Annotated in this window: 28 protein-coding genes and 1 pseudogene; 9 read left to right on the top strand and 20 right to left on the bottom strand. The window is 65.1% G+C overall.

Annotated elements, in window-relative coordinates:
* Positions 1–55: 55 nt before the first annotated feature.
* From KUF59_RS16785 to KUF59_RS16760, 6 genes are all read right to left on the bottom strand, one after another.
* On the bottom strand, positions 56–970 hold the full coding sequence (locus KUF59_RS16785) for a PhzF family phenazine biosynthesis protein (protein ID WP_212458300.1): 915 nt from the start codon (positions 968–970) through the stop codon (positions 56–58).
* Between the two features lie 111 nt (positions 971–1,081).
* Positions 1,082–2,389: an adenylate/guanylate cyclase domain-containing protein gene (locus KUF59_RS16780; protein WP_212458299.1), complete on the bottom strand. Its 1,308-nt coding sequence runs from the start codon at positions 2,387–2,389 to the stop codon at positions 1,082–1,084.
* 32 nt (positions 2,390–2,421) lie between these two features.
* Entirely contained in the window at positions 2,422–3,585 is a 1,164-nt protein-coding gene (locus KUF59_RS16775) for an ABC transporter permease (protein ID WP_212458297.1), read from the bottom strand.
* A complete protein-coding gene (locus KUF59_RS16770; RefSeq protein ID WP_212458296.1) occupies positions 3,582–4,520 on the bottom strand; it encodes an ABC transporter ATP-binding protein in 939 nt (312 codons plus the stop codon). Before KUF59_RS16770 ends, KUF59_RS16775 begins: the two co-directional genes overlap by 4 nt.
* A complete protein-coding gene (locus tag KUF59_RS16765; protein ID WP_212458295.1) occupies positions 4,520–5,305 on the bottom strand; it encodes an HlyD family secretion protein in 786 nt (261 codons plus the stop codon). The genes KUF59_RS16770 and KUF59_RS16765 overlap by 1 nt, the downstream gene beginning before the upstream one ends.
* On the bottom strand, positions 5,302–5,982 hold the full coding sequence (locus KUF59_RS16760) for a TetR/AcrR family transcriptional regulator (RefSeq protein ID WP_212458294.1): 681 nt from the start codon (positions 5,980–5,982) through the stop codon (positions 5,302–5,304). The genes KUF59_RS16765 and KUF59_RS16760 overlap by 4 nt, the downstream gene beginning before the upstream one ends.
* 123 nt (positions 5,983–6,105) lie before the next feature.
* Here KUF59_RS16760 and KUF59_RS16755 point away from each other — a divergent pair, with 123 nt between their 5' ends.
* The 3 genes from KUF59_RS16755 to KUF59_RS16745 are packed head-to-tail and all read left to right on the top strand — an operon-like array spanning position 6,106 to position 7,328.
* Complete coding sequence (locus KUF59_RS16755) at positions 6,106–6,441, top strand: ArsR/SmtB family transcription factor (RefSeq protein ID WP_212458293.1); 336 nt, start codon at positions 6,106–6,108, stop codon at positions 6,439–6,441.
* Positions 6,438–6,899, top strand: coding sequence for an SRPBCC family protein (locus KUF59_RS16750; RefSeq protein WP_212458291.1), 462 nt, complete (start codon positions 6,438–6,440; stop codon positions 6,897–6,899). Before KUF59_RS16755 ends, KUF59_RS16750 begins: the two co-directional genes overlap by 4 nt.
* A 15-nt stretch (positions 6,900–6,914) precedes the next feature.
* Positions 6,915–7,328, top strand: a complete 414-nt coding sequence (locus KUF59_RS16745; protein WP_212458290.1) for a GFA family protein — start codon at positions 6,915–6,917, stop codon at positions 7,326–7,328.
* Between the two features lie 10 nt (positions 7,329–7,338).
* Here KUF59_RS16745 and adhP read toward each other — a convergent pair whose 3' ends face one another.
* The 11 genes from adhP to KUF59_RS16690 all read right to left on the bottom strand — a co-directional run bounded on the left by adhP (position 7,339) and on the right by KUF59_RS16690 (position 16,475).
* On the bottom strand, positions 7,339–8,364 hold the full coding sequence (gene adhP, locus KUF59_RS16740; protein ID WP_212458289.1) for an alcohol dehydrogenase AdhP: 1,026 nt from the start codon (positions 8,362–8,364) through the stop codon (positions 7,339–7,341).
* Positions 8,365–8,493: 129 nt separating this feature from the next.
* On the bottom strand, positions 8,494–8,904 hold the full coding sequence (locus tag KUF59_RS16735; RefSeq protein WP_212458288.1) for a DUF2000 family protein: 411 nt from the start codon (positions 8,902–8,904) through the stop codon (positions 8,494–8,496).
* A gap of 146 nt (positions 8,905–9,050) precedes the next feature.
* A complete protein-coding gene (locus tag KUF59_RS16730; protein WP_212458287.1) occupies positions 9,051–9,440 on the bottom strand; it encodes a DUF4189 domain-containing protein in 390 nt (129 codons plus the stop codon).
* A gap of 104 nt (positions 9,441–9,544) precedes the next feature.
* Positions 9,545–11,149, bottom strand: a complete 1,605-nt coding sequence (locus KUF59_RS16725; RefSeq protein WP_212458286.1) for an NTP transferase domain-containing protein — start codon at positions 11,147–11,149, stop codon at positions 9,545–9,547.
* Entirely contained in the window at positions 11,146–11,847 is a 702-nt protein-coding gene (locus KUF59_RS16720; protein ID WP_212458285.1) for an XdhC family protein, read from the bottom strand. The genes KUF59_RS16725 and KUF59_RS16720 overlap by 4 nt, the downstream gene beginning before the upstream one ends.
* Positions 11,848–11,849: 2 nt before the next feature.
* Positions 11,850–12,173 (bottom strand): XdhC family protein, encoded by a 324-nt coding sequence (locus KUF59_RS16715; RefSeq protein WP_140982126.1) that lies wholly within the window; start codon positions 12,171–12,173, stop codon positions 11,850–11,852.
* Positions 12,174–12,183: 10 nt separating this feature from the next.
* Entirely contained in the window at positions 12,184–13,386 is a 1,203-nt protein-coding gene (locus KUF59_RS16710) for a vWA domain-containing protein (RefSeq protein WP_212458284.1), read from the bottom strand.
* 181 nt (positions 13,387–13,567) lie between these two features.
* Positions 13,568–14,488: an AAA family ATPase gene (locus KUF59_RS16705; RefSeq protein WP_212458283.1), complete on the bottom strand. Its 921-nt coding sequence runs from the start codon at positions 14,486–14,488 to the stop codon at positions 13,568–13,570.
* Positions 14,489–14,524: 36 nt separating this feature from the next.
* The gene (locus tag KUF59_RS16700) at positions 14,525–15,331 is read right to left on the bottom strand and encodes an FAD binding domain-containing protein (protein ID WP_212458282.1); all 807 of its coding nucleotides are present in this window, start codon (positions 15,329–15,331) and stop codon (positions 14,525–14,527) included.
* A gap of 39 nt (positions 15,332–15,370) precedes the next feature.
* The gene (locus KUF59_RS16695; RefSeq protein WP_212458281.1) at positions 15,371–15,856 is read right to left on the bottom strand and encodes a (2Fe-2S)-binding protein; all 486 of its coding nucleotides are present in this window, start codon (positions 15,854–15,856) and stop codon (positions 15,371–15,373) included.
* Between the two features lie 172 nt (positions 15,857–16,028).
* On the bottom strand, positions 16,029–16,475 hold the full coding sequence (locus tag KUF59_RS16690) for an SRPBCC family protein (protein WP_212458280.1): 447 nt from the start codon (positions 16,473–16,475) through the stop codon (positions 16,029–16,031).
* Between the two features lie 242 nt (positions 16,476–16,717).
* Between KUF59_RS16690 and pcaD the strand changes: the two are divergent.
* Positions 16,718–17,500 (top strand): annotated as a pseudogene (pcaD, locus tag KUF59_RS16685) (3-oxoadipate enol-lactonase).
* Positions 17,501–17,648: 148 nt separating this feature from the next.
* On the opposite strand, the gene KUF59_RS16680 reads toward pcaD, so the two are convergent.
* Both KUF59_RS16680 and KUF59_RS16675 read right to left on the bottom strand, forming a co-directional pair.
* Positions 17,649–18,161 (bottom strand): hypothetical protein, encoded by a 513-nt coding sequence (locus KUF59_RS16680; protein ID WP_212458278.1) that lies wholly within the window; start codon positions 18,159–18,161, stop codon positions 17,649–17,651.
* A gap of 197 nt (positions 18,162–18,358) precedes the next feature.
* The gene (locus tag KUF59_RS16675) at positions 18,359–18,535 is read right to left on the bottom strand and encodes a hypothetical protein (protein ID WP_212458277.1); all 177 of its coding nucleotides are present in this window, start codon (positions 18,533–18,535) and stop codon (positions 18,359–18,361) included.
* Positions 18,536–18,788: 253 nt separating this feature from the next.
* Between KUF59_RS16675 and KUF59_RS16670 the strand changes: the two genes are divergently transcribed.
* The 5 genes from KUF59_RS16670 (at position 18,789) to KUF59_RS16650 (ending at position 23,894) form a co-directional block, all read left to right on the top strand.
* Positions 18,789–19,715, top strand: coding sequence for an ABC transporter permease subunit (locus KUF59_RS16670; protein ID WP_212458276.1), 927 nt, complete (start codon positions 18,789–18,791; stop codon positions 19,713–19,715).
* Between the two features lie 12 nt (positions 19,716–19,727).
* Positions 19,728–21,053 (top strand): high-affinity branched-chain amino acid ABC transporter permease LivM, encoded by a 1,326-nt coding sequence (gene livM / locus KUF59_RS16665; protein ID WP_212458275.1) that lies wholly within the window; start codon positions 19,728–19,730, stop codon positions 21,051–21,053.
* Complete coding sequence (locus KUF59_RS16660) at positions 21,050–21,883, top strand: ABC transporter ATP-binding protein (protein WP_212458274.1); 834 nt, start codon at positions 21,050–21,052, stop codon at positions 21,881–21,883. The genes livM and KUF59_RS16660 overlap by 4 nt, the downstream gene beginning before the upstream one ends.
* Complete coding sequence (locus KUF59_RS16655; RefSeq protein WP_212458273.1) at positions 21,880–22,623, top strand: ABC transporter ATP-binding protein; 744 nt, start codon at positions 21,880–21,882, stop codon at positions 22,621–22,623. The genes KUF59_RS16660 and KUF59_RS16655 overlap by 4 nt, the downstream gene beginning before the upstream one ends.
* A gap of 152 nt (positions 22,624–22,775) precedes the next feature.
* Positions 22,776–23,894 carry a branched-chain amino acid ABC transporter substrate-binding protein gene (locus KUF59_RS16650; protein WP_212403145.1) on the top strand — a complete coding sequence of 373 codons (1,119 nt, stop codon included), beginning with the start codon at positions 22,776–22,778 and terminating at the stop codon, positions 23,892–23,894.
* 64 nt (positions 23,895–23,958) lie between these two features.
* On the opposite strand, the gene KUF59_RS16645 is transcribed toward KUF59_RS16650, so the two are convergent.
* On the bottom strand, positions 23,959–24,336 hold the full coding sequence (locus KUF59_RS16645; RefSeq protein WP_212458272.1) for a response regulator: 378 nt from the start codon (positions 24,334–24,336) through the stop codon (positions 23,959–23,961).
* Between the last annotated feature and the right edge of the window lie 190 nt (positions 24,337–24,526).

Raw genomic sequence — 24,526 nt, 5'->3', positions numbered from 1 at the left:
CGCGCTTTACGCGGTCCCGTCGCATCGCCCCGGAATGACGGGCGGAGGGAGCGTTCTACCCCTCTCCCGCCAGCCGGAAAGTCCCCTCCATCATCTGCACGCACTGCCCGCCGACATGGGCGGAGAGAATGCTGCCGCCCTCCTTGCGCACGCGCGTCAGGAGAATGCTGGGACGACCCATGTCAAAACCCTGCCCGATCGTGAGCTTCAACTCGCCATCGCGCGCGGAATCGAGATCGGCAAGGAGCGCCGCGGCGGCGACCGTGGCGCTGCCGGTGGCGGGATCCTCGATCAGGCCGCTCGCGCCGGGGAAGAACATCCGCGCCTGCAGGTCGCACGGCGCCTCCGTGGTCGGCACGTCGCGCGTGTAAAAGTAGATCGCGAAGGCGCCGTCACGGGGCAGCACGCGGGAAAACGCCGCGGCATCGGGCTTGGCCCGCCGCAACGCGTCGCGCGAACGCAATTGCGCGACCACGAACGCCGTTCCGACGCCGACGACTTCCGGTGCATGCCGATCGGCCGCGACGTCCTCCGCCTTCAACGAAAGGCAGGCCGCGACATCCTCGGCGGAAAGCTGCGAGAACCGCGACAGCGCCTGCGGCGCGGTGAGCTCGGTGCTGACGACGCGGCCCTGCTCTCGCAGGATGTCGACCGGCACCAGCCCCGCCTTCTCCTCGAACAGCAGCCGCGCCTTCGGCTCTTTTGCCAGCGTCGCGAGCACGAAAGCCGTGCCGACATTGGGGTGGCCCGCGAAGGGAAGCTCCCGGACCGGCGTGAAGATGCGCACCTCGGCATCGTTCATCTTGTCACGCGGCGGCAGCACGAAAGTCGTCTCGGAATAGTTGAACTCGGTCGCGATCGCCTGCATCTGCGCCGTGGTCAACCCGCCGGGGTCGAGCACCACGGCGAGCTGATTGCCGCCAAAGGCGCGGTCGGTGAACACGTCGACGGTGATGTAACGCCGCTGCATCTCAATTCCCTCATGCAAAGTGTCGAGCGCACTCTACATGCCGACGCCATCAGCCGTCATGCCCCAAAATTCGGTGCATTCGGTGCAATCGCGCGCGCGATTTTTTCGTCGCTAACCCAATTGATAGACCGCCACCGGCCGCTCGTAACCGCGCACCTCGACCTCGCCGAGCGCGACCGCATCATTGCCGTCGTCGCCGAGCGCCTCGCGCACGGTGGACGAGATCAGGAGCTGCGAACCGAACTCCTTGTTCAGCGCCTCGAGGCGCGAGGCGAAATTCACGGTGTCGCCAATCACGGTGTATTCCTTGCGCCGGGGCGAGCCGATATTGCCGGCGACGACCTCGCCGAAATGGATGCCGATGCCGATCCGCAGCGGCCAGCTCGACGCAGCGTTGATGTGCTCCATCGCAGTCAGCATCTCGCGGCCCGCGGCAACGGCACGGTGCGCCGCGTCGGACGCCGCCAGCGGCGCGCCGAACAGGGCGAGAAAACCGTCGCCGAGAAACTTGTTCACGATGCCCCCTTGCCGGTCGAGGATCTCGACGAGGACTGCGAAGGCGCCGTCGAGCCGATCGACGACCTCCTGCGGCGTGCGCGTCTGCGCACCGGCGGTGAAGCCGCGGAAGTCGACGAACATCACGGCGACGCGGCGAACGTCGCCGCCGGCACTCGTGCCCTCCGCCATCAGCCGCTCCACCACCTGCGGCGAGACGTGCTGGCCGAACAGGTTGGTGACGCGGTCGCGCGCTGTGGCGGCCGCGATGCTCGCGGCAAATTGCCGCCGCAGCTGCGCGCCGACCGTACCCGCGAGCACGCCGCAGACCAGGATGACGACGCTGCGCACTACGTGGAAATAGGTCTGCGGCTCGCCGATGCCGCTTGACGAATCGTAGATCAGCGCAACGGCAAGCAGCTGGGCGGCGGCGACGAAGCCGGTGAAGGTGGAGAGCCAGAAATCGAGCCGCAGGGTCGAGAGGATGACGAAGATGAAGTAGACCAGCGGCACCGCGAAGCCGAGCGCCTGGCTCGCGCCCATGGTCCGGATCTGCAGGATGAGGATGACGGTGGGCAGCGACGTCTCGATCAGCGCACCGATGTAGCGCCGGACCACCGGCACATCGCGATTGAGCCTGAGGTTCCGCCTGATCTGGGTGTAAATCCACACCTCGAGCAGGATGAAGCCGATCAGAAGGCCATATTCCTTGACGAGTCCGCCCGTGCCGCGCCAGACCCGGTTCACGACGGCAGGGTCGATCAAATAGGTCGCGGTAAGGAGGACGATTATGACGCATCCGGTCATGATCAGCGCCCTCACCCGCAAGAGTTCGGTGCGCAGCACTTCTCGCGTCAGTTCGCGCTCGAATTCCTCCGACAAAACGGCATGGTGCCGCTTTTTTCTGCTCGCAAAACTGACCATCTCTCCCCCGGGGCCTCCCGGAGCATCTTGCCTCAATCGAGCGTGCGGCGGAAGCGGGTCACGGCGATCGTCATGGCGACCAGCATCAGGATCACCAGCGCGATCGTGTCATATTGCAAATTCTGCATGGTTGCGCCCTTCAGCATGATGGCGCGGACGATTCGCAGGTAATGCGTCAGCGGCAGAGCCTCGCCGACATATTGCGCCCAGGCGGGCATGCCCGCGAACGGGAACATGAAGCCGGACAAGAGGATGCTCGGCAGGAAGAACATCATCGACATCTGCATGGCCTGGAGCTGGTTCTGCACCACCGTCGATATCGTGTACCCAATCGAGAGATTGGTGGTGATGAAGAGCGTTGAGAGGATCGCGAGCAGGAACAGATTGCCGAGCAAGGGCACGCCAAACAGGAACACTCCGATGCTGATGATCAGGAAGGCCTGGATGAAGCCGACCAGCACGTAAGGGATGATCTTGCCGAACATCACCTCCACGGGCTTGATCGGCATCGACAGCAGGCTCTCCATGGTGCCGCGCTCGACCTCGCGCGTGACCGAGAGCGCGGTGAAGATCAGCATGGTCATGGTGAGGATGGTGCCGACGAGGCCCGGGACGATGTTGAGGCTCGACACGGCGGCCGGATTGTAGCGCGCGTGCGCCCGGATCTCGAACGGCATCTCCGGCGGATCGCCGATATAGAGATCGTGCGCGAGCGCCTTCTGCACGACCATACCGAGGGAGCCGAGAGCGGCGCTCGCGGCAACGGGATCTGTCGCGTCCGCCGCGACCAGCAACGCCGGCTTGTCGCCGCGCCGGACCGCCCGTTCGAAGCCCCGCGGGATCTCGACGCCGAACAGCACCTTGCCGGACTTCAAGAGATTGTCGAAATCGTCGACGTCATGGACCTCGTAGAGGAAGCGGAAATAGGCGGTGTTCTCCAGCGCCTTGAGCACCGAGCGGCCGAGATCGCTGTCCTCCTGGAGCAGCACCGCGCTCGGCAGATTGTGCGGCGTGGTGTTGATGGCAAAGCCGAACAGCAGGAGCTGCATCACCGGCAGCATCACGATCATCGCGAAGGAGACACGATCGCGCCTGAGCTGGATGAACTCCTTCACCAGCATGGCATAGGAGCGTTTCCAGAAGCCGAACCGCTCTCGTATCTCGTGCACCGGTGCGGGCTGGTCGATTGCGCTCATTGGAAATTGTCCTTGGAGCGGCTCATCAATTCGATGAACACGTCCTCCAGCGAGGGCGACGACTTCACCCAGTGCAGGCCGCTCCTGTCGCGCCACGGCGCGATGCTGGCTTCCAGTGCCGCGACGTCGCGGCCCGAGACGTGCAGCGAGGTGCCGAACGGCGCCACCATATCGACGCCGGGCTTGTCGGTGAGCTCCGCGGCAAGCCCGTTCAGATCGTCTCCGGTGACGTTGTAGGTGGTGAGCGCCGATTTTGCGATCACATCTTCCACGGTGCCGTGCGCCAGCAGATGGCCGTAGGCGATGTAGGCGATCTCGTGACAGCGTTCGGCCTCGTCCATGTAGTGGGTCGAGACCAGCACGGTGAGGCCATCGGCCGCGAGCGCGTGGATCTCGTTCCAGAAATCGCGTCGCGCCTTGGGATCGACGCCTGCGGTCGGCTCGTCCAGCAGCAAAAGCTGCGGATTGGGCAGCGTGCAGGCCCCGAGCGCCAGCCGCTGCTTCCAGCCGCCCGACAGCTCGCCTGCGAGCTGCTCCTCGCGGCCCGACAGTCCAAGCCGCTTGATCATCTCACGCGCCGCACCGCGGGCATCCGCCATGCCGTAGAGCCGCGCGACGAATTCGAGGTTCTCGCGCACCGAGAGATCCTGATAGAGGCTGAAGCGCTGGGTCATGTAGCCGACCTGCCGCTTGATGCGCTCGGCGTCGCGGCGAATGTCGTAGCCGAGGCAGGTCCCCTCGCCGCTGTCGGGCGTGAGCAGCCCGCAGAGGATGCGGATCGTCGTGGTCTTGCCGGAGCCATTGGGGCCGAGGAAGCCGTAGATCGAGCCACGCTTCACCTGCATCGACAGGTCATGCACGACCTCGCGGCCGCCAAAGGATTTTGTCAGCCCCTTGACGTCGATCGCGATGCCGTTGGTCGCCGCGCCATTCATCACTTGGCCGCCACGGGTGTCTTGGGATTCAGGTAGACGCTCACGGGCTGGCCGACGCGCAGCACATCGGGCCGCGCCGGGCGCGCCTGGATCAAATAGACGAGCTTGTTCCGCTCATCGAGGCTGTAGATCACCGGCGGCGTGTATTCGGCCGTGGTCGCGATGAAGTAGATTTTTGCTGAGATATCCGCCGCGCAATTGTCGCAGGTCACCCTCACCTCGTCGCCGATCGCAAGCTTCGGCAGCTCGCTTTCCGGAACGAAGAACCGGATCTTCATGTTGCCGGGCGGCATGATCGAGAGCACCGGCCGCTGCGCGGCGACCATCTCGCCCTCGCGGAAATAGATCTGCTGGACCTTGCCCGCGACCGGCGCAAAGCCCTTCCGCCGTGCCATCCGCGTCTCCGACGTCGCCACGCGGGCTTCGGCGACCCGCAGGCTCGAAACCGCGGAGTCGAGATTGGCCTGCGTACCGGAGCCCGTCTTGCTCAGCGAAGCCGCACGATCATAGGTCTGCTGCGCGTTCGCGAGCGTCGCCTTGTTCTGGTTGAGATCGGCAAGCTGGAGGTCGTCGTCCACGGAATAGAGGTGATCGCCGACCTTCACCTCGTCGCCCTCGCGCACGTTGAGCTTGGTTACGCGTCCGGCTTCGTCGGGGCTGACGAAGATCATGTCGGCCTCGACCCAACCCTGGAAACCGGGATCGCGCTTTTCGTTGCAGCCGCCCAACCCGGCCGCGAGCGCGATAACCAGTGCCAGTCCAAGAATCCTTTGCGACGACGTCATGTCGTCCTCCGTTCGCCAAAAATCAAATCGAGATGCACGCGCAGCATCGCTTGCGCATCGAGCGGCGCGTGCCGCTCGAACAGGCTCTGCCAGATCACCGAAATCAAAACCGGCGCGACCAGGATCTGCGGAAAGCGCGCCAGGCCCTTCTCGCGGATCTCGCCGCGGGCAATGCCGAGCTCGATCAGCGCGCGCATGCCGCCGATCCCGCGCTGCACGACCTCTCGATAGTAGAAGTCGGCGACGGCGGGAAAGCGCGGGCCCTCCGCCACGATCAGCCGCACCAGATCGCCGCGCCTGGTGTTTGCGACTTCGCGCAGGAAGGTGCTCGCAAAAACCTCGACGAGATCGCGCACCGACCCGGTCGGCGGCGGCAGCTTGGTGAGCCGCTCCACCACCGGAACGATGACGAGGCGCACCAGTTCCTCGAACATCGATTCCTTGTCCTTGAAGTGCAGGTAGATCGTGCCCTTGGCGACGCCGGCGCGCTTGGCAATGTCGTCGAGCCGCGTGGCGGCAAAGCCGCGCGCGATGAACTCCTCCAGCGCCGCTTCGATGATGGCCGCACGCCGCTCCGCCGCGCGAGCCGCGCGGTTCGATGCGGGCACCTCGTCCTGAGCGGAGCCCTTCGCCTCACTCTTGCGCGCCGCTGCGGCTTTGGTCGGTTTCGATGTCATGCGAAATTTATGACTGACCGGTCAGTCATAGTCAAGTAGACAACTCGAGCCCGGCTTTCACATGCGCGCGACCCAAACGAATTAGCATTGACTAATGAATTAGCCATTGCTAATTGATCCAGCATGATCGAAGCCGCAACCAGCCCTGTGACCACAGTCATGCGCGCCCTCGCCGATCCGACACGGCGCGCCGTGTTCGAGCGCGTCTTCCACAGCGAGGAGATCACCGTCGCCGAGCTGACGCGCGGCAGCGGCGTGACGCAGGGCGCGATCTCGCAGCACCTGAAATCGTTGAAGCAGGCGGGCCTCGTCGCCGAGCGCGCCGAGGGCCGCAACGTCTACTACCGCGCCGCGCCGCAAGGCCTCGAGCCCCTAGTCACCTGGATGGACCATTACGGCGTGTTCTGGCGCGAGCGTTTCCAAAACCTGCGTGACCTCTTGAAGGAGATCGATCCGTGAGTGCAGCCGAGTTGAAAGCCGAGACGCAGGATATCGTCATCGATGAGGTCTTCCCTCACGCAGCAGCGACGGTCTGGAAGGCGCTGACCAGCGCCCAGCTGATCGCGCGGTGGCTCATGCAGCCGACCGGCTTTGAAGCGACCGAAGGCAAGACCTTCACATTCCAGACCACGCCTGGCGGCTCCTGGGACGGCGTCATCCATTGCCGGGTTCTGGAGGTCGTGCCGAACCGCCGCCTCGTCTATGCGTGGAAAGGCGGCGACAAGCGCAACACCGGCTATGGCGCGCCGCTCGACACCATCGTGACCTGGTCCCTCACCCCGGTCGAAGCCGGCACGCGGATCCGCCTGGTTCACGCGGGTTTTGTCATGCCCAGGAACGAGTCGGCCTACACAGTCATGAGCGGTGGCTGGAAGAAAGTCGTCCGCCAGCTGGGCGAAATCAGCGGCGAAGAGTGAGTGGGAGATATCGCGATGACCAAGCCCTATACCGGCGGCTGCGCCTGCGGCGCGATCCGCTATTCGATTGCCGGCGAGCCCGTGTTCAGCAATCACTGCCAGTGCCGGGACTGCCAGCGTGAAAGCGGCACCGGCCACGGCTCCTACCTCACCTTCGCGCGTGCCGGGGTCACGCTGACGGGTGAGGCCAGGCAGTGGGACATGGTCGGTGACAGCGGCAACGTGAAGACGCGCGGCTTCTGCGCCGTGTGCGGCGTGCCGGTCTACCTGACCTTCGCAGCACAGCCCGACATCTTCACCATCCGCGCCGCGGGCCTCGACGAGCCGGCCCGCTACAAGCCGCAGGTGGTCACCTACGCCGTGCGCGGCCACGCCTGGGATCCACTCGATCCAAGCCTGCCGAAGTTCGAGACCATGCCGCCGGCGTGAGGCGAAGGCGCTAACCGAAATCGAGCACCATCCGGCCCTCGATCTTGCCGGCCTTCATTTTCTCGAAGACCTCATTGATCGCCGTGAGCGGCACTTTGGTGATTTCCGACCGCACCTTGCCGTCGGCGGCGAAGGCGATCGCCTCGTTGAGATCGCGGCGGGTGCCCACGATCGAGCCGCGCACGGTGATGCGCTTCAGGACGACATCGAAAATGGGCGTTGGGAATTCACCCGGCGGAAGTCCGACGAGACTGACGGTGCCCTTCCGGCGCACCATCTTCAACGCCTGCGCAAAGGCCGCGGTGGACACCGCCGTCACCAGCACGCCGTGCGCTCCGCCTCCGGTTGTGGCCAACACCTTGTCCACGGCATCGGCCTCCAGCGCATTGACCGCGAGGTCGGCACCGGCCGTGCGTGCGAGTGCAAGCTTGTCGGCGGCGATATCGATCGCAGCGACCTTCAGCCCCATCGCTTTCGCGTACTGGATCGCGACATGGCCGAGCCCGCCGACGCCTGATATCACGACCCACTCGCCGGGCCTCGCCTCGGTCTCCTTCAATCCCTTGTAGGTGGTGACACCGGCGCACAGGATCGGTGCGACTGCGGCGAAATCCACGTTCGGTGGCAGTTTTGCTGCGAACGCGGCCGACGCGATGACGTATTCGGCGAAGCCGCCGTTCACGCTGTAGCCGGTGTTGTGCTGGTGCTCGCACAGCGTCTCCCAGCCGGTCTCGCAATATTCGCAAGCCAGGCACGCGTCGTGCAGCCAAGCGACGCCGACGGCGTCACCGACCCTGAGATTGGTAACACCCGGGCCGAGTTCGGCAACGACGCCGGCCGCCTCATGGCCAGGAATGAACGGCGGCACCGGCTTCACCGGCCAGTCGCCGGAGGCGGCGTGCAGATCGGTGTGGCAGACGCCGCAGGCCTTCACCTTGACGAGGACCTCGCCGGGCCCCGGTTGCGGCACCGGCACCGCCTCGATCACCAGCGGCTTGCCGAATTGCTTGACGATTGCGGCTTTCATGGTGGGCATGGCTCTGCTCCTTTACATTTCGAGAAGCAGAGTAGCTGCCGCGCGCGGTTCTCCCTTGATCGGAGTCAAAGAGCACAATGATTGCGCAAGGGAACCGCGTCGATGACAGACGTGTGACAGCGCCGGACGTCAGCTGTGGAACTTCAATCCATCGACAATTTTATCGATCACCTTGCGCTCGGCGCGCACGGCGATGCCGACGAGATTGAGATCAGTGCGCGCGACCACCCTCACCGCCTCGCGGTTGGCGGCATCATGCGTGGTCTTGAACATGTCTTCGGTGTAGAGCGCCGGTGTCACGTTGCGCGAAAGCGCCCGGTCGAGCGCGCGCGTCAAGGCCGGACCATCGGCGCCGTAGATCAGGATCGGCTGGCCGATCAGCGAAAGATATTTTGTGCCGGATGCGTCCTCGTAGGCGTCACCGATGCATGCGGGAAAGGCCGCGGCGATGCCGCTGGTGAGAAAGGCTGCGACGTTCAGCTTCTGCCACGCCTGAAGATCGGTGCGGATCACGACCGCGATCTTGGTGTCGAACTGCATGTGTTTCCCCAATGACGTCATTCCGGGGCGCGCCGAAGACGCGAACCCGGAATCCCGAGATTGTTGCGCGAGATTCCGGGTTCGATGCTCCGGGCCGCGCTCCGCGCGGTACCGTCGCATCGCCCCGGAATGACAGCAATGAGAAATTATCCCTTGGCGTCGCAGGCCCAGGCGCGGATCACGCATTCCTTGCCGCCGAACTTGTAGCATTCGCGCGTGGCGGCGTTGAGCGTGCTCGATATCTTCGGCTTCACGGCATAGCCATAGGCGCCGCAGGGGTTGGCGAGATCGACCGCCATCGCGGCGCAGGCGCGCTTCATGGTCACGGTCGTGCAGTCGCCCTTGCACTGCTTGGCGGCCGCGGCGCGCGCGGCGGCTTCGCCGGGGAAATCATAGGCCTGGCCATAAGCGCCGCACTTGCCGACCGCGAACGCGCCGGCAGCGTGCGCGTCCGTGACGTGGCGGGCCCCTGTCACGACAACAGACAGCGCAAAGAAAAACATCGCGCAACGGCGCGCGACGACGGTCGAAGCCATGGAAATTCCCCTCCCCCGAGGCAGGCGGAGGAACTCTATCGACCGGTCGTTTCCAGATGGTGAACGAGTGGTTGAAATCGTTCGTTTACGAAGCGGTAACGTGCTCAGCCGCGCCGTGCCGCTTCCAGCGCCTGCGGCGTGTCGATGTCGAGGAATGCGCTCTCGCCGTCGACGGGCACTTCGGCCATGACTTCGGCATGCTTGGCGATCAGGTGCCGCGCGCCGATGTCGCCGTCGAGCGTCATCAACTCGCTGAAGAAGCGGCGCGACCACAGCACGGGATTGCCGCGGCGGCCTTCGCTCACGGGCACGACGATGAGATTGCCGCGGTCGGGCGCAAAGCTGTCGATCATGCGATCGATCAGATTGGCGTCGATCAGCGGCATGTCGCCGAGACAGATGATGGCGCCGTCGCATCCCTCCGGCGCGGCCGCGATGCCGGCTTTGACCGAGCTCGCGATGCCGCCTGCAAAATCGGGGTTGCGGATGAATTTGACCTTCAGCCCCGCGAGCGCCTGCTCGACCAGCTCGGCCTGATGGCCGGTGACGACGATCACCTCGGACGCCTTGGACGCCAGCGCCTGCTCGGTCGCAAGCCGCACCAGCTTCTTGCCGTCGAGCTCGGCGAGCAGCTTGTTCGGCCCGCCCATCCGCGTCGAGCGGCCCGCCGCGAGGACGATAGCCGTGACCTGGCTGTTGCCTTCGGTCTCGGGCTTGGCGCGCGGCTGGGGCCGCGTCACGATCTCCATCAAGAGGCCGCCGACGCCCATGCCCATCAGCTCGGCGCGCGTCACCTTGATGCCGGCGAGCAGCCGCATCAGCACCCAGTCAAAGCCGTTCTCGACCGGCGAGCGCGCACAGCCCGGCGCGCCCAGCACGGGCACGCTGCCGGCGCGGCCGATCAGGAGCAGGTTGCCGGGATCGACCGGCATACCAAAATGCTCGATCGCGCCGCCGATGGAGCTGATCGCAGCCGGAATCACGTCGCGACGATCTGCGATCGCCGAGGCGCCGAACACGATGACGAGCTCGGCACCGAGCCCAAGCAATTCCTTGATCGCGGCCGACAGCGCCGACTCGTCATGGGCGACGCGCCGCTCGGCGATGATGCTGGCGCCGGCCGGCGCAAGCCGCTCCGCCGTGACGCGCAGCGTCTTGTCCAAAACCTTGGACGACAGGCCCGGCAGCAGCGTCGAGACCACGCCGACGCGCTTGATCACGTAGGGCGCGATTCTGAGCACGTCGCGGCCCGCGGCCTTCACGGCGGCATCGCGCAAGGCCCCCTCGACGCCGAACGGGATGATCTTGACGGTGCCGACCATCTCGCCTTCGACCACCGGCTTGAACGCCGACAGCGTTGCAAAGGTGATAGCCTCGTCGACATTGTTGATGCGGTCGACCGCAGAGCGGTCGATGACAAGCACGCCGGGACGCGCGGCGAACAGATTGGCACGGCCGGTGAAGGCGCGCTCGACGTGGATGCCGTCGCCGCCGACGGCTTCCGCAATGCTGGCAGCGGCCGCGTCCTCGGAGACGTCGCCCTCCTCCAGGCGCACGACGACGACGTCCTTGATGCCGGCGCGCGTCAGCGCTTCGACCTCCTCTAGCCCGATCGTCGTGCCCTTCTTCAGCACCAGCGGTCCCTGACGCAGGGTGTGGACGGTCACCCCGCCGATCGCATCCTGAGGGCTCGCCGGACCGAATTTCATGCCGCTTCTTCTTTTTCTTTGGGCGGCAGTCGAAGCACCGCCGTGATCTCGGCCATGATGGCCACCGCGATCTCCGACGGCGAGACCGCGCCGATCGCAAGCCCGATGGGCGCATGGATGCGCGCGATGTCGCTCTCCTTCGCGCCCTGCGCCCGTAGCCGGTCGCCGCGCTTGGCGTGCGTCTTCCGCGAGCCGAGCGCGCCGATATAGAAGCAGTTGCGCTCGAAGGCGTGCAGCAGCGCCGGATCGTCGATCTTGGGATCGTGCGTCACCGCGACGAAAGCGGTGTAGGGGTCGACGTTGAGCGGCGGCAGCGCAACGTCGGGCCAGTCCGCGACCAAAGGTATGTCCGGAAAGCGCTCGGGGCTCGCAAACGCCGTGCGCGGATCGACCACGGTGACGTCATAGCCGAGCGAGCGCGCCAGCGGCGCCAAGGCCTGGCTGATATGAACGGCGCCGATGATCACAAGCTTTGCGGTCGGCGCGTAGACGTTAAGGAACAGTTTTTTGCCGCCGGCCTCGACATTGGCGCTCTTGCCCATGCGAAGCTGCTTTTCCAGCTCGGCGCGCAAGGGATCGCCAGCGAAATCCCTGGCCTTCACCAGCCGCTGCTCGCCGCTCTCGGTGTCGGTGACGAGAATGACCGGGCGGCGCGCAGCGCGCTCGGCATTGAGTTCGTGCAAAATCGCGAGCTTCACGGCTAGCCGACCTTCTCGACGAAGACCCGGATGGTGCCGCCGCAGGACAGTCCGACATTCCAGGCGGTCTCGTCGGCTACTCCGAATTCCAGCATCTTTGGCTTGCCGCTCTGGATGACGTCCATGGCCTCGGTGACCACGGCCCCCTCGACGCAGCCGCCGGAGACCGAGCCCAAAAACGTGCCGTCGTCGTTGATGACGAGGCTCGAGCCCGCGGGCCGCGGCGCGGAGCCCCAGGTCTCGACCACGGTTGCCAGCGCGACGCCATGGCCGGCCTTCTGCCAGTCCTCCGCCGCCTTCAGGATATCCTCGTCGCGATCGAGCATGGCTGGCCTCTCAAGCTGCGGAGCGGATCAGGCTGCGGTGATGCGGTGGCAGCGGCCGGGAGAGTGTGGTGATCAGCTCCTGGATCGAACTCAAATTATGCACCGGGCGGAATTCGTCAACGTGCGGCAGCATCATTTTGATGCCCTGCGCCTTGGCCTCGAAGCCCCCGAAACGCAGCAGCGGGTTGAGCCAGATCAGCCGCCGGCAGGACCGGTGCAGCCGGTCCATCTCGAAGGCGAGCTTGGAATCGGCCTCCCGTTCCAGCCCGTCCGAGATCAGCAGCACGATGGCACCCTGGCTCAGCACGCGCCGCGCCCACAATTTGTTGAAGTTGTGCAGCGAGGCCGAAATTCGCGTGCCACCGGCCCAGTCCTCGACCGAGGCCGAGCAGCTCGCCAGCGCCTCGTCCGGATCGCGCTGACGCAGCGCCCGCGTGACGTTGGTGAGCCTTGTGCCGAACAGGAACACGGAGACGCGCTTCCTCGCATCTGTGATGGCGTGGAGGAAGTGCAGGAACAGGCGGGTGTATTCGCTCATCGAGCCCGAGATATCGAGCAACGCCACGATCGGCGCCGGTTTTTCGATGCGGCCGAGCCGGTGGATGTCGATGATGTCGCCGCCGGTGTGCAGCGAAGCGCGCAAGGTGCGGCGCAGGTCGAGGCGCAGGCCGCGCGCGTCGGGCCGATGACGGCGCGTCAAGAGCTCGGCCTGCGGCAGCTTCATGCGCTCGACGGCACGCAGCGCTTCGCTGATCTCGGCCGCACTCATCTGCGCAAAGTCTTTCTTCTGCAGCACTTCCTTGTCGGAGACCGACAGGCGCAAATCCTGCTCCTGACGTTGCGGCGTCTCCGTCATCTGCGGCTGCGACATCGCCTCCTGGACGCGGCGCGAGGCCGGCGGCGGCTTCTTCTTGGCGTGATCGGGCAGCGGCACCGAATCCAGCAGGTGCTTCCACTCTTCCGAGGCGCGGAAGAACAGATTGAAGGCCTGCTTGAAGATCAGCGCATGCTCGTGACGCTTGACGAAGATCGCCTCCAGCGTCGTGAAGACGTCGGCGCGGCTGCCGATGTCGATCACCTGGAGCGCATTGGCGGCATCGATGACGGCGCCGGGCCCTACGGGTAGCCCCGCTGCGCGAAGTGCGCGGGCGAAGCCCACGATGTTGTCGGCGAATTGCTCGGTCTTCTCGGGTGCCAAGTGGTTGATGGCCATGGTCGATACCCATCTTCTCGTCATTCCGGGGCGATGCGCAGCATCGAACCCGGAATCCATTTATCCGCGACGCCTGCGGCCCGATGGATTCCGGGCTCGCGACTATCTCGCGCCCCGGAATGACGAGCTCAATTGCGGCGCGAGATTCCGGGTTCACGCTTCGCGCGCCCCGGAATGACGGCTAGTCGCTCGTCGCGTCCTTCAGCACCTTCTGCAAGGCGTCGCCCTGCATCCGCACGATATCGTCCTGGTACTTGAGCAGCGCGCCCAGCGTGTCGCCGACCACTTGCGGGGTCAGCGAGCGGGCATCGAGCTCGGAGAGCGCGGTAGCCCAGTCGATGGTCTCGGCGACACCCGGCGACTTGTAAAAATCCTGGTTGCGCAGCGCCTGCACGAATCGCACCACCTGCTGCGACAGCTTGGCCGAGATGCCGGGCACGCGCGTCTTGACGATGGCGAGCTCGCGCTCGGCGGACGGATAATCCACCCAATGATAGAGACAGCGGCGCTTGAGCGCGTCGTGAATCTCGCGGGTGCGGTTCGAGGTGATGATGACGATCGGCGGGCTCGGTGCCCTCACGGTGCCGAACTCGGGAATGGTCACCTGAAAGTCGCTGAGGATTTCGAGGAGATAGGCCTCGAACGCCTCATCGGCACGATCGAGCTCGTCGATCAGCAGCACCGGGGGACCTGCAACGTCAGGCTCCAGCGCCTGCAGCAGCGGCCGCTTGATCAGGAAGCGATCGGCAAAGATGTCCGAGGAGAGCTGATCACGATCGGTATCGCCAGCGGCTTCCGCCATGCGGATGGCGATCATCTGCGAGGCGCTGTTCCACTCGTAGACCGCGGACGAAACGTCGAGGCCTTCGTAGCATTGCAGGCGGATCAGTTTGCGCCCGAGCGCCGCCGACAGCACCTTTGCGATCTCGGTCTTGCCGACGCCGGCCTCGCCTTCGAGGAACAGCGGCCGGCCCATGCGCAGCGACAGATACGTCACGGTCGCCAGCGACCGCTCGGCGAGATAGCCGCGCGAGGTCAAAAGTTCGAGCATCGCATCGACCGATGCCGGCAAGGCACCGGAAGTATTGGCCGCTGCAGTCATGAAAGAGCCAGTCTCGCTACGCGCCCTTCGGGGCAATCAGTCCTTGGCGTTGGCGGCGTCGACGGCGCGCCGCGTCAGCACCCCGATGAGGTGCGCGCGATATTCGGCGCTGCCGTGGATATCGCTGTTCAGGCCGTCCGCCGGCACGCTGACGCCGTCGAGCACCTTCGAGGAGAAGCGCTTCTTCAGGGCTTCCTCGAACGCGGTGACGCGGAACACGCCTTCCGAGCCCGCACCGGTGACCGCAACGCGCACGTCGGATGGACGCCGCGCCACGAACACGCCGACCAGCGCATAGCGCGAGGCCTGATTGCGGAACTTGATGTAGGCCGCCTTCTTCGGCAACGGGAACATCACCTTGGTGATGATCTCGTCGGCCTCGAGCGCGGTCGTGAACAGGCCCTGAAAGTACTCTTCCGCCTTGAGGCGGCGCTTGTTGGTGACGATGGTCGCCCCGAGCGCGAGCACGGCCGCCGGATAGTCCGCGGTCGGGTCGTTGTTGGCGAGCGAGCCGCCAATGGTCCCCTTGTGACGGACGGCCGGATCGCCGATCTGGCCCGCAAGATCTGCCAGTGCCGGGATCGCCTCACCGACGACGGCGGAGCTTGCGACTTCCGCGTGCTTGGCGGTCGCGCCGATCACCAGCGAACGGCCCTTCATCTCGATCGCATCGAGACCTTCGATGTGGGAAAGATCGACCAGATGCGGCGGGCTCGCCAGGCGCTGCTTCATGACCGGGATCAGCGTGTGGCCGCCGGCGATCACCTTGGCGTCCTCGTTTTTCACCAGCAGATTGGCCGCCTGCCGCACGGTGCCAGGGCGATGATATTTGAATTCGTACATAATGGACTTCCTGATCGCGAGAGGCGCGAGAATGTCGGTTTAGGCGAGATCGGATTTCGCCATCGCCCTCGCGCCGGCGGCGATCGAGGCGACGATGTTCTGGTAGCCGGTGCAACGGCAGAGATTGCCTTCCAGCTCCTCGCGGATGGTGTGGTCGTCGAGTTCGTGACCCTTGCGGTGCACGATGTCGATCGCGGTCATGATCATGCCCGGCGTGCAGAAGCCGCACTGCAGGCCATGGTGCTCGCGAAAGGCCTCCTGCATCGGATGCAGCGGCGCGCCGTCGGCGGCCAGCCCCTCGATGGTCTTGACCTCATGGCCGTCAGCCATCACGGCGAGCGTGGTGCAGGACTTCACGGCCTTGCCGTCCATGTGCACGACGCAGGCGCCGCACTGCGAGGTATCGCAGCCGACATGGGTCCCGGTCAGCCGCAGATGCTCGCGCAGGAACTGCACCAGCAGGGTACGGGGATCGACATTGGCGGTTACGGGATTGCCGTTCACGATAAGGGAGATTTTGGCCATCAGGACTCTCTGTCAGCACCCCGCCGTGTCCGGCGAAGCGGTTCTTATAATTATTCCAACCCATCATATGGGCCATTGTGCCAAGGGGCAACATTGCCCGGGAAGCAGGGCGCTATGACCTGGGGCGCAGGTCTGGGGCGCAGGTCTGGGGCGCAGGTCTAGCCTTCAAAGCCTAGCCCTGTACCGCCTTGGCAAAATTCGCGAAAAATTCGTCGGCGAGCTTCTTGGCGGCGCCGTTGATCAGGCGCTGGCCGAGTTGCGCCAACTTGCCGCCGATTTGCGCCTCGACGTCATAGCCGAGCAGCGTGCCGCCGTCCTTCTCCGAGAGCTTCACGGTCGCACCGCCCTTGGCGAAGCCTGCCACCCCGCCCTCGCCTTCGCCTGATATCTTGTAGCCGTTCGGCGGATCGAGATCGCTGAGCATCACCTTGCCCTTGAAGCGCGCGGACACCGGGCCGACCTTCATCTTGGCAACGGCGCGGAAGCCGCCGTCGTCGGTCTTCTCCAATTCCTCGCAACCGGGGATGCAGGCCTTCAGCACTTCGGGATCGTTGAGCTTGGCCCATACGGCTTCGCGCGGCGCGGCAAGCTGGACTTCGCCGTTCATTGTCATGGCCATGGGGTGCCTCCCGAGATCGCCTTTGGTTAGGTTGCTCAAGTAACGCACGCGCGCCGCAAAAGAAAGGGCGGGCGAGGATCACGTGCAATGCATATTCGCAGTCGCGAAATGCTTGCAGCGGCGCCTGCGCGTTTGGCAGGCAGCGGGACATTGCCCGGCACCTGCCCCCGACTTGATCGGGGATGCGGCCGCAATCCATGATCCCGCACCGATTCGCAATCGCGAGCGCGAGAGGACATCCCATGCCCATGATCGATGCCGACGGCTGCCTGCTCAACGTCTCCGTCGAGGGCCGTGACGGCGGGCCGACGCTGATGCTCTCGAACTCGCTCGGCTCCACGCTCCAGATGTGGGAGCCGCAGATGAAGGCGCTGACGCAGGTCTTCCGCGTCATCCGCTACGATCGCCGCGGCCACGGCAAGTCGACCGTCACCCCCGGCCCCTATTCGATGGAGCGCTTCGGCCGCGACGTGCTCGCGATCCTCGACGACCTCAACATCGAGAAGGTGCATTGGTGCGGCCTGTCGATGGGCGGCATGGTCGGGCAATGGCTCGGGGCCAACGCGCCGGAGCGGTTCGGCAAGCTCGTCCTCGCCAACACCGCCTGTCATTATCCTGATCCCACGAGATGGCAGGAGCGGATCAAGGCGCTGAAGGACGGCGGGCTCGCCGCCGCCGCGGACAGCGTGATCGCCAGCTGGCTGACGCAGGATTTTCGCGACCGCGAGCCGCAGATCGCCGCCAGGATGAAGGCGATGCTGCTGGCCTCGCCGGTGCAGGGCTATCTCGCCTGCTGCGAGGCGCTGTCGACGCTCGACTAGCGCGAGCTGCTGCCCAAGATCAAGAGCCCGACGCTCGTCATCACCGGCCGCCATGACATGTCGACGCCGATCTCGGCCGGCGAGTACATCCGATCGCGAATTCCGGGCGCCAGCATGACCATCCTCGACGCCGCCCATGTCTCAAATGTCGAGCAGCCGCACGCCTTTACCGATGCGGTGGTGGGCTTTCTGACGCAACGCTAGAGCGCCCACCCAACCGAACCATCGAAACAACCCCATGCACAGTAGCCGGCGGCCGGCGGTGCAAAGTTGCGAATTTTCCGAATTCGATCGAGGTTTCAGGCAGTTCGGCGGCACAAGGCCGTCATTGCAATGGACCGGGCGCGATCCTTCAGGGCGCGGTCGGCGCGAGCTGTGGCGTCGCCAGCGGCTCGACGGCTGCCGGCCGCTGAACCGGCCGCTCGATTACCAGCACGACCGCCGCACCGAGCAGGAGCAAGAGCTCCGTCGCATGCAGCTTCAGCGCGGCCATCTCGCCGACCTTTGAGGCCATCACCATGCTGGCAAAGGAGATCAGGCTGCCGATGGCCAGCGCGATGCCGAGCGCCTCGTTGCTGGCACCCGATCTGCGGGTCCGGGGGATGGCGAACAGAGCGAGGGAAATGGCGAAGAACGTCACCACCGTCAGCCGCCCGAGCGCCAAAAGCCAGGCCGCGCGGACGGTGCTCAAGCCGGACATCTGGAGGTGATCGCTGATGAACAGCGCCACCGCGACACTCGGCCGTTCATAGAGGCCGTGCACCGGGGCGACCATGATGTTGAAGGCCACCAGCGTCCAGGCTGGAATGAAATAGGCCGCGAGCATCACGCCGTTGACCGAGCCGATCCGCCAGTTTCCAAACATTGCCGCTTCCCGCTTCGTTGTCCCGCCGGGCCCTCAGGAGGTCGCGCCGGCGGATTTGGCGGGCAGCTAACTCCGCTCCACTTCGAGCGGCAATTTAAACTCCCTGTTTACCTTAACCGTTGTGGACAAGCCCCAGTGCGGGCACAAAAAAGCCCCGCCCTGCGGCGGGGCCTGCTGTCACTCGCTCGCTCAACTGACTAGCGCTGGTCCTCGCGGTGCTGACCGCCCTGCTGTCCGGGCTTGTCGCCCTGACGCATCGGATCCTGCTGCTGCTGTCCGGGCTTCTGGCCGCCGCCCTGCTGACCCGGCTGCTGACCTGGCTTGCCGGGGTTCTGACTCTGCTGGCCCGGATTCTGGTTCTGCTGCTTCGCCATTGCGGGAAACTCCCTTGTTGGACGTCCGAGCGCATCCAACGAGCGGCCTGCCAATTGGTTGCGGAGGAACCGGGTTCCGCCGGCAAGTGGGAACCCGGCTTTGAAAAACTAGCTCTGCACAAACCCTTATGCTGAGACTTGGACTGTTGCGGCCGCCGGTTCCCTCCTGTTAGAAAACCTTCGGATGACGCGCTGAATACGGGCTGCCGGGGCCCACTCCCTCGAGACGCGTCAGGTTCGGTAACGGCAGCCCATGGACCATTTCGACTATTTCGCCCAGCAGCTCATCAACGGCCTCGTCCTTGGCTCGATCTACGGCCTGATCGCCATCGGCTACACCATGGTCTATGGCATCGTCGGCATGATCAATTTCGCCCATGGCGACATCTTCATGATCGGCGGCTTCATCGCCCTGATCACTTTCCTGATCCTGATCTCGATCGGCCTCACCGCGGTACCGGTGATCCTGCTGATCGTGCTGCTGGTCTCGATGGCGATCACCGCGCTGTACGGCTGGACGGTCGAACGCATCGCCTACCGGCCGCTGCGTCACTCCTTCCGCCTGGCGCCGATGCTGTCGGCGATCGGCATGTCCTTCGTGCTGACGAACTATTCGCAGGTCGCGCAAGGCGCCCGCGTCAAGCCAATTCCGCCGCTCATCACCGGCGGCCACACGCTGCACGAAAGCGCCGACGGGTTCGTGATCCAGCTCTCCAACATCCAGATCGTCGTGGTCATCACCACTGTCGTGCTGCTGGCGATCTTCACCTGGCTGGTGTCGCGCACGCGGCTCGGGCGCGACATGCGCGCCTGCGAGCAGGACCAGACCATGGCGGCGCTGCTCGGCGTCGATGTCGATCGCACCATCTCCATGACCTTCGTGATCGGCGCCGCGCTCGCCGCCGTCGCGGGCCTGATGTACCTGCTCTATTACGGCCTGGTCGATTTCTTCATGGGGTTCGTGGCCGGCATCAAGGCGTTCACGGCGGCCGTCCTCGGCGGCATCGGCTCGCTGCCGGGCGCCATGCTCGGCGGGCTCGCCATCGGCCTGATCGAGACCTTCTGGTCGGCCTATTTCTCGGTCGAGTACAAGGACGTCGCGGCGTTCTCGATCCTGATCGTGGTCCTGATCTTCATGCCGACCGGACTGCTCGGCCGCCCCGAAGTCGAAAAAGTCTGACAGGCGAGCCGCGTGACAACCCTCCCGCCCGAAGCTGCTGCCGCAAGTCGCACCGCCGGCATTTCCTTCATCCTGAAAAAGGCCTTCCTCAGCGCCCTCGTCGCCTTGGTGCTGTTCTCGCTGATGGTCGGCATCCGCACCGAGGCGGGCCCTGACGGGCAACTGACCTACTGGACGCGCTTCGGCGAGCTCGCCTCGCTCGTCGGCCTGGTGTTCGGCGGCTCGATCGTCATCGAATTGCTGCGGCAATGGATCGGACCCGTGGGGACCGAGAAGCTGGTGCCGGCACCCGTGCAGCAGGGTCTGTCGTTCCTCGGCCGCTACCTCGCGCCGGTGCTGCTGATCTTCACCATCCTCGTACCGGTCATCTTCTATGACCAGCGCTACATCCTCGACCTCGCCATCCTGGTGCTCACCTATGTGATGCTCGGCTGGGGCCTCAACGTGGTGGTCGGGCTCGCCGGCCTGCTCGACCTCGGCTATGTCGCCTTCTATGCGGTCGGCGCCTATTCCTACGCACTGCTCGCCACCAATTTCGGCTGGTCGTTCTGGATCTGCCTGCCGCTCGCCGGCATCCTCGCCGCCTTCTGGGGCGTGTTGCTCGGCTTCCCCGTGCTGCGGCTGCGCGGCGACTACCTCGCCATCGTCACGCTTGCCTTCGGCGAGATCATCCGGCTCGTCATCATCAACTGGCAGAGCCTGACCGGCGGCCCGAACGGCGTCTCCGGCATCCCGCGGCCGACCTTGTTCGGCATCCCGCTCGACAACAGCGATGACGGGCTCGCGGCGCTTCTCCACATCGAATACTCGCCGACCCACCGCATCGTCTTCTTGTTCTACCTGATCCTGGCGCTCGCTCTGCTCACCAACTGGGTGACGATCCGCCTGCGCCGCCTGCCGATCGGCCGTGCCTGGGAAGCCCTGCGGGAGGATGAGGTCGCCTGCCGCGCGCTCGGCATCAACACCACGACCACGAAGCTCACGGCGTTCGCGACCGGCGCGATGTTCGGCGGCTTTGCCGGTGCCTTCTTCGCCACCCGCCAGGGCTTCATCAGCCCGGAATCCTTCACGTTCCAGGAATCGGCGCTGGTACTCGCCATCGTCGTGCTCGGCGGCATGGGCTCGCAGCTCGGCGTCGCCCTCGCGGCGCTGGCCATGATCGGCGGCTTCGAGCTGTTCCGCGGATTTGAGAACTACCGCATGCTGGTGTTCGGCATGGCGATGGTGCTGATCATGATCTGGCGGCCGCGCGGCCTGATCGGCCATCGCGCGCCGACCGTGTACCTGAAGAAGGCGCAGGCGATCTCCTCCGACCTCGTGAAGGAGGGACACGGATGAGCGATGCGAAGATCCTGAGCGTCGACCAGCTCACCATGCGTTTCGGCGGCATCGTCGCCGTGCAGGAGCTGTCGCTCTCGGCTGAACGGCGCAAGATCACGGCGCTGATCGGCCCGAACGGTGCCGGCAAGACCACCGTCTTCAACTGCATCACCGGCTTCTACAAGCCGACCGGCGGCACGATCCGCCTCACCCATGACGACGGCAAGGTGATCGCGCTCGAGCGGCTCAACGATTTCCGCATTGCCAAGCAGGCCAAGGTCGCCCGCACCTTCCAGAACATCCGCCTGTTCCCCGGCATGACCGTGCTGGAGAACCTGATGGTGGCCCAGCACAACATGCTGATGCGCGCCTCGGGCCTCACCTTTCTCGGGCTGATCGGCGCGCCCTCCTACCGCAGCGCCGAACAGCGCGCGATCGATCTCGCCACCGACTGGCTGAAGCGGGTCGGCCTGCTCGACCGCGCCGACGATGCGGCCGGCAACCTCGCCTATGGCGACCAGCGCCGGCTCGAGATCGCACGCGCCATGTGCACCGAACCTGCACTATTGTGCCTCGACGAGCCCGCGGCCGGCCTCAATGCGCGCGAGAGCGCGGCACTGAGCGAGCTCCTGCTCTCGATCCGCGGTGATTTGGGCACCTCCATCCTGCTGATCGAGCATGACATGTCGGTCGTGATGGAGATTTCCGACCACATCGTGGTGATGGACCACGGCGTCAAGATCGCCGAAGGCACCCCGCGCGAGGTCCGCGACGACCCGAAGGTGATCGCGGCCTATCTCGGCGCCGACGAAGAGGAAGCGATGGCCGTGATGGAGAGCGGGTCGTGACGGCGGCATCCACTCCCCTGCTCGCGATCCGCGGCCTGCGCGCCGCCTATGGCAAGATCGAAGCGCTCAAGGGCGTCGACATCGAGATCAACGCCGGCGAGATCGTGGCCCTGATCGGCGCCAACGGCGCCGGCAAGTCGACGCTGATGATGACCATCTTCGGCAAGCCGCGCGCCCGCGCCGGGCAGATCCTGTACGAGGGCAAGGACATCACCGGCGTCCCCACCCACGCGATCGCGCATTTGCGGATCGCGCAGTCGCCGGAAGGCCGCCGCATCTTCCCGCGCATGAGCGTTGCGGAAAACCTCCAGATGGGCGCGGACGCCACCGGATGCACCGAAGCCGAACGGGACAGCACGCTGGAACGGGTTTTCACGCTGTTTCCACGGCTCAAGGAACGCATGACCCAGCGCGGCGGAACCCTGTCCGGCGGCGAGCAGCAGATGCTGGCGATCGGACGCGCGCTGATGAGCCGGCCGCGCCTGTTGCTGCTGGACGAGCCGTCGCTCGGGCTCGCGCCCCTCATCGCGCGGCAGATCTTCGACGCGATCCGGGCCCTCAACCGGCAGGACGGGCTGACCGTGCTGATCGTCGAGCAGAACGCCAACCACGCGCTCAAGCTCGCCCATCGCGGCTACGTCATGGTCAACGGCCTGATCACGCTTGCGGGCAGCGGCGCCGAGTTGCTGCAGCGCCCCGAGATTCGCGCTGCCTACCTGGAAGGCGGCCGGCACGGCTAAAGGCACGCGGCGTGCGGCGGAATGTTGCGAGATATCTTCGCAGATGCCCGTATTTTGCCGGTGACTTCTCCGAAGATTCATTCAAGAATGCGGCCGGTTTGGACCGGGCCTGGCCCGGCAACTTCCACAGGCGACCACCCGCGAGGTATCTCATGAAATCACTAAAGCTCATCGGTCTGGCATTCGGCGCTTCGATCGCGCTTTCGAGCGCGGCATTCGCGCAAGATGTCACCATCGCCGTTGCAGGTCCGATGACCGGCGGCGAATCCGCCTTCGGCCGCCAGATGAAGAACGGCGCCGAGATGGCGGTTGCGGACCTCAACGCCGCTGGCGGCGTCGGCGGCAAGAAGCTCGCGCTCAGCGTCAATGACGACGCCTGCGATCCCAAGCAGGCCCGTTCGATCGCTGAGAAGATCGCCGGCGCCAAGATCCCGTTCGTCGCCGGACATTTCTGCTCGTCGTCGTCGATCCCGGCCTCGGAAGCCTATGCCGACGGTAACGTCCTGCAGATCACGCCGGCCTCGACCAACCCGCTGTTCACCGAGCGCAAGCTCTGGAACGTGGCACGCGTGTGCGGCCGCGACGACCAGCAGGGCCTGATCGCCGCCCAGTACATTGGCAAGAACTTCAAGGGCAAGAACATCGCGATCCTCAACGACAAGACCACCTACGGCAAGGGTCTTGCGGACGAGACCAAGAAGGCCCTCAACAAGGCCGGCATCACCGAGAAGATGTATGAATCCTACAACAAGGGCGACAAGGACTTTAACGCGATCGTCTCGCGCCTGAAGAAGGACAACATCGACCTCGTCTATGTCGGCGGCTACCACCAGGAAGCCGGACTGATCCTGCGCCAGATGCGCGACCAGGGCCTGAAGACCGTGCTGATGTCGGGCGACGCACTCGCCGACAAGGAGTACGCCTCCATCACCGGCCCCGCCGGCGAAGGCACCCTGTTCACCTTCGGCCCCGACCCGCGCAACAAGCCGACTGCCAAGAAGATCGTCGAGGCCTTCAAGGCCAAGGGCATCGATCCCGAGGGCTACACCCTCTACACCTACGCGGCGATGCAGGTGTGGTCGCAGGCGGTCAAGAAGGCAGGCACCACCGACGCCAAGAAGGTCATGGAGACCATGAAGGCCGGCAAGTGGGACACGGTGCTCGGGCCGATCGAGTATGACGCCAAGGGCGACATCAAGCAGATCGACTATGTCGTCTATAAGTGGGACGCCAAGGGCAACTACGCCGAGCTGGGCGCCAAGGGCTCTTAAGGCGGATTTTCCGGCCTATCGCTACAGACGCCCCGGTTCGCCGGGGCGTTTTCGTTTTCGGATATCAGACCGCGGCCTGGAACCTGGACGATTGCGCCGATTTCAGCGCCTGGAGCAGGTCGTTCGGCCGAAACGGCTTTTGCAGGCAGACCACGTTCTCCAGATCGGGCGACTGGTCCATGAAGTCGAGCGCGGTCATGCCGGAGATGGCAACGATCGGGAACCCCGGCGAACGCTCGCGGATCGTGGTAATGACCTCGACACCGCTGGTTTCCGCCAGGAAAATATCGACGATTGCCGCGTCGAACGCGGATTCGTCGAACGCCTTCAGCCCGGCGGCAGCACTGTCCGCCTCCACCACCTCGTAACGATTGACCCGAAGCACGATGGACACCATCGCGCGGACGTCCTTCTGGTCGTCGACAACGAGAATACGGGGCATGGGAACAACTCCCGGCGTCGTGCAATTAGTGTCCCGCCAAGACCAGCGTCCCAAACGGGCGTCCCGCGCCAGCGGGAGGGGGCAGTATCGACCCGGCCCAGTAAAAGCCGTCTTACCGGGTCCCCGCTCCTCGCAGCCAGAAAAGTTAAGTAAGCTGTAACCATCGGTTGAGTCGTGGTCGCACCCCCTC

The sequence above is a fragment of the Bradyrhizobium arachidis genome, assembly GCF_024758505.1.
GTDB classification, from domain to species: Bacteria; Pseudomonadota; Alphaproteobacteria; order Rhizobiales; family Xanthobacteraceae; genus Bradyrhizobium; species Bradyrhizobium manausense_C.
Note: the sequence above shows the minus strand (reverse complement) of the source record. Positions and strands in the feature narration are given on the sequence as shown.